Here is a 4036-nt window from a genome sequence, read left to right as displayed (position 1 = left end):
CCCCACAGGTGGGGGTGTCACCCATGCCTCGCGGCGCCCGCCTTGCGGCTCAATCGAAAACGGGTGAGAGGAAGCGACGCTCGTAGCGGCGGATGCACCGCGTGTCGCGCGCGAACTGAAAGGCCTCGATGCACTCGGAATCGGACGCCGAGGCCGTGCGGTACGCCTCGTACTCTGCCAGCGAGGGGAAGGTGAAGAGCGCGAATGCCTCGTCGCTGTCGCCCTCACTGGGCATGAAGTATCCGTGATGCGTGCCGCCCAGCCGGTTGACGAGCCGGATCCAAGTGCGCCCGTACTGGGTGAACTCCTCGAGCTTGTCGGGATCGATCTCGTAGCGCAGGTGGATGCTGATCATCCGCCCATTCTGACGGGTCACGCCTGACGAGGGCTCTCAGTTCGCGGCGCCCAGCAGTTTGCGGAGCACCCGTTCGAGATGTGCGAGATCCTCCCCGCTCAACCCCTCGAGTTCGGCGGCTTCGCGGCGCACGAGCTCCCTCATCGCGGCATCGACCCGGTTGCCTCCCTCGGCGGTGAGGCCGACGATGACCCCCCGGCGATCGCGGGTGTTGGGATGTCTCTCGATGAGCCCGCGGTCGGAGAGGCGCACCAGCCGGTTCGTCATCGCGGCGCTGCCGATCATCGTCCTGTCCACGAGTTCGGTGGGGCTGAGCTGGTGCGGGGGGTCGGCCCGCCGGAGCGCGGCGAGCACGTCGAACTCCCACGACTCGAGGCCCGCGGACCGAAACGCCTCGGCGCGCAACGCACGCAGCCGGATCGCGACCCGCCGCAGCCGCGACATGACATCGAGGGGACCGAAGTCGACATCCGGCAGCCGCCGCGACCACGCGTCGATCAGGAGATCGACCTCGTCGTCGGGACTGCTTGCGGTCATGGCTCGACAGTACCGACCCTCGCTCGCGAACGGGTCGCCCGCGGCATCCGTCTCAGCGCGTGAGCGCCATCACCGCGTCGAGTCGCGCCAGCTTGTCGGGGTTCGCGATCGAGTAGATGCGCGACACCCGGCCGTTCTCGACCGTGAGGCTCACCGCCCCGACGAGTTCGCCGTCGACCTCGACCCGCACCCCCGTTTCGCCGTTGACCTGGATCGGCCACATGACGAACCGCGCGCCGAATTTCGCCAGCCCGCCCATCAGGTACCGGGAGAGCGGCTCCGCGCCCACGATCGGGCGTCGCGCGGCGCCGCGCACCTTGCCGCCGCCGTCGGCGACCGCCACGACATCGGGCGCGAGCACATCCATGAGGGCCTGCACGTCGCCCGTGTTCATGGCGGCGACGAGGCGCGCGACGACCTCCTCGTGCTCGGAGCGACCGACTCGTACTCGGGGGCGCCGCGCGGCCACGTGGTCTCGGGCACGGTGGGCGATCTGACGCACGGCCGCGGGCGATCGATCGACCGCCTCGGCGATCTCGTCGTACGACACGTCGAAGACCTCGCGCAAGACGAACACGGCGCGCTCGGTCGGCGCGAGGGTTTCGAGCACGGTCAGCATCGCGATAGAGACGTTCTCGGCGAGTTCTACGTCGTCGGCGACATCCGGGGCGGTGAGCAGCGGCTCGGGAAGCCACTCCCCCACGTAGACCTCGCGGCGGCGCGATAGCGTCCGCAGCTGGTTGAGTGCCTGCCGCGTGACGATGCGGACGAGGTATGCGCGGGGGTCCAGCACTCTGCGCTGGTCGACCTCGGCCCACCGCAGCCACGACTCCTGCAGCACGTCCTCGGCGTCGGCCGCTGAGCCGAGCAGCTCGTAGGCGACCGTGAAGAGCAGGCCTCTGTGGGTGACGAACGGGTCATCCGCCGCCGAGCCGAGCGCGCTGCTCATGCGGTCGAGCCTACTTCGGCCGAGGCGACCGCCAGCGGCGGGAGGCCGCAAGCGTTCGAGAACTCCTGCGAATGGATGCCGAGCGCGATGTTCACGCGTGCGGAGAGATTCATCAGCCCGACCCTCGCGCTCAGCTCGAGGAGCGCCGCCGCCCCGAGCTCATCGAGCAGCGCTGCGGAAAGTTCATCGGTCACCGCCGGCGGTGTCTGGCTCATGGCATGGGCGTACTCCATCACGCGCCGCTCGAGGGGCGTGAACACGGTCGACTCACGCCACCGGGGCACTTCCCGCACTTTCGCCTCGTCGAGGCCGCGCCGGTGCGCCATGAAGTAGTTGATGTCGAGGCAGGCGGTGCAGCCGACCGCTGCGGCCGCGGCCATGTGGGCGAGCACCGACAGGTTCTCGTCGAGCTTGTCCCATTTCTCGGCCTTGCGGTTGAACCCCATGAGGTCCTTGAACACCTGCGGGTAGTGCCACATCACCCCGGCGGCGTCGGGGACTTCGCCGAGCATCTTGCGGGTGGCCACCTTGATCAGCGCCCCGTATGCGCCGGTGATCTCGATCGCGGGAATTCGGGTGCTGGTCATGTCTTCCTCCATGTTTGGGTCCTTCGACATGGAGACACCGGTCGCGCGATCGTTGTGACAACCGGGTATCAGATCCGGCGCCGAGGCGCGAAAAAGGAGAGCCCCGAAGGTCTCTCCACTTTCAGGATATCGCGGGGAGGGGGCCTTGCCGCAAGGGCCCCGTCGTGACGCATACTGGTCGGCCGTGGATCCCACGATGATCCGCGAGCCTTCAGATCGGAGCTGCCACGTGCACCCCCTCTCCACCACCGCATTCGCCCTTCCCGACAGCCGCGCCGCCAAGGCGGACCCGACCCTCATCGCCGCCGACGAGCGGCACTTCGCCCGCATCGCCGACAGCCTCGAGCAGTCGATCAGCGACCTCTCCGCCCGTCTCGATGCGGTGCGCAGACTTCCCGGCGGTGCCGGTCAAGAGGCGCTTGACCGCGACCTCGAGATCCACCGACTGACCTCGCGGCTGAGCACGCTGCGCCGCTTCGGCCTCGACCTGTGCCTCGGGCACATGATCAGCGCGGACGATCCCGAGCCCGTGTACATCGGACGCCTCAGCCTCACCGACGGTGCGGGTCAGCGACTGCTCCTCGACTGGCGGTCCCCCGCCGCGGAACCCTTCTTCGGCGCGACGCACGCCAATCCCATGGGCCTCGTCAGCCGCCGCCGGTACCGCTGGGTCGGCGGCCGGATCAGCGACTACTGGGACGAGGTGTTCGTGTCGGAAGGGCTCGAAGGCCGCGCCGCGCTCGATGACCAGTCCGCGTTCATCGCCAGCCTGGGTTCCAGCCGGTCGAGCCGAATGCGTGATGTGCTCGCCACCATCCAGTCCGATCAAGACGCCATCATCCGCGCCGGATCGCGCGGCACTCTCGTCGTCGACGGCGGTCCGGGAACCGGCAAGACCGTGGTCGCCCTGCACCGCACCGCCTTCCTCCTCTATTCCGACCCGCGGCTCGCGCGTCAACACGGCGGCGTGCTGTTCGTCGGTCCGAGCCCCGCCTATCTGGCCTATGTCGACGATGTTCTGCCGAGCCTCGGCGAGGACGACGTGCAGATCTGCACCCTGCGCGACCTCGTCGCCGAGGGAGCGGCGGCGACGACGGAGGCCGACCCCCGCGTAAGCGCCCTGAAGTCCTCCGCAGACATGGTGAGGGCTATCGAGGCGGCGGTCAGCTACTACGAGCAGCCACCCGCGAAGGGGATGACCCTCGAGACGGAGTGGGTCGACGTCTGGCTGGATGCTGCCGACTGGGCAGACGCGTTCGCCGCGGCGGAACCCGGCACAACGCACAACGACGCGCGCGATCAGATCTGGGAGGAGCTGCTGACGATCCTGGTCGATGCGAACGACGACGGCGAGCTGCCGTCTGGCGTGCTTCGCCGGTCGCTGCAGCGCAACGGCGAGCTTCGCGCGGCCTTCACCCGCGCGTGGCCGCTGCTCGATCCGGCCGGCGTCGTGGGCGACCTCTGGTCTGCCCCGGGCTACCTCCGACGGTGCGCGCCGGGTCTCAGCGATGACGACCTCTCCGCCCTGCAGCGCGCAGATGCGCGCGCGTGGACCGATGCCGACCTCCCGATCCTGGATGCCGCCCGGCAGCGCATCGGCGATCCTGA

The 4036-nt window shown here is 69.1% G+C and carries 5 protein-coding genes; 1 reads left to right on the top strand and 4 read right to left on the bottom strand.

Features of this window, described 5'->3' with window-relative positions:
* Positions 1–49 precede the first annotated feature (49 nt).
* The 4 genes from VNT50_RS00120 to VNT50_RS00105 are packed head-to-tail and all read right to left on the bottom strand — an operon-like array spanning position 50 to position 2428.
* Positions 50–355, bottom strand: a complete 306-nt coding sequence (locus VNT50_RS00120) for an NIPSNAP family protein (RefSeq protein ID WP_325483079.1) — start codon at positions 353–355, stop codon at positions 50–52.
* 36 nt (positions 356–391) lie between these two features.
* Complete coding sequence (locus VNT50_RS00115) at positions 392–892, bottom strand: MarR family winged helix-turn-helix transcriptional regulator (RefSeq protein WP_325483078.1); 501 nt, start codon at positions 890–892, stop codon at positions 392–394.
* A 52-nt stretch (positions 893–944) separates the two neighbouring features.
* A complete protein-coding gene (locus VNT50_RS00110) occupies positions 945–1841 on the bottom strand; it encodes an RNA polymerase sigma-70 factor (protein ID WP_325483077.1) in 897 nt (298 codons plus the stop codon).
* A complete protein-coding gene (locus VNT50_RS00105; RefSeq protein ID WP_325483076.1) occupies positions 1838–2428 on the bottom strand; it encodes a carboxymuconolactone decarboxylase family protein in 591 nt (196 codons plus the stop codon). Before VNT50_RS00105 ends, VNT50_RS00110 begins: the two co-directional genes overlap by 4 nt.
* 229 nt (positions 2429–2657) lie before the next feature.
* Between VNT50_RS00105 and helR the strand changes: the two genes are divergently transcribed.
* The coding region (helR, locus tag VNT50_RS00100) for an RNA polymerase recycling motor ATPase HelR (protein ID WP_325483075.1) at positions 2658–4036 on the top strand (1379 nt) is incomplete at its 3' end.

The sequence above is a fragment of the Microbacterium sp. genome, assembly GCF_035554235.1.
Lineage (GTDB): Bacteria > Actinomycetota > Actinomycetes > Actinomycetales > Microbacteriaceae > Microbacterium.
This window is presented reverse-complemented; position numbering and strand designations above follow the sequence as displayed.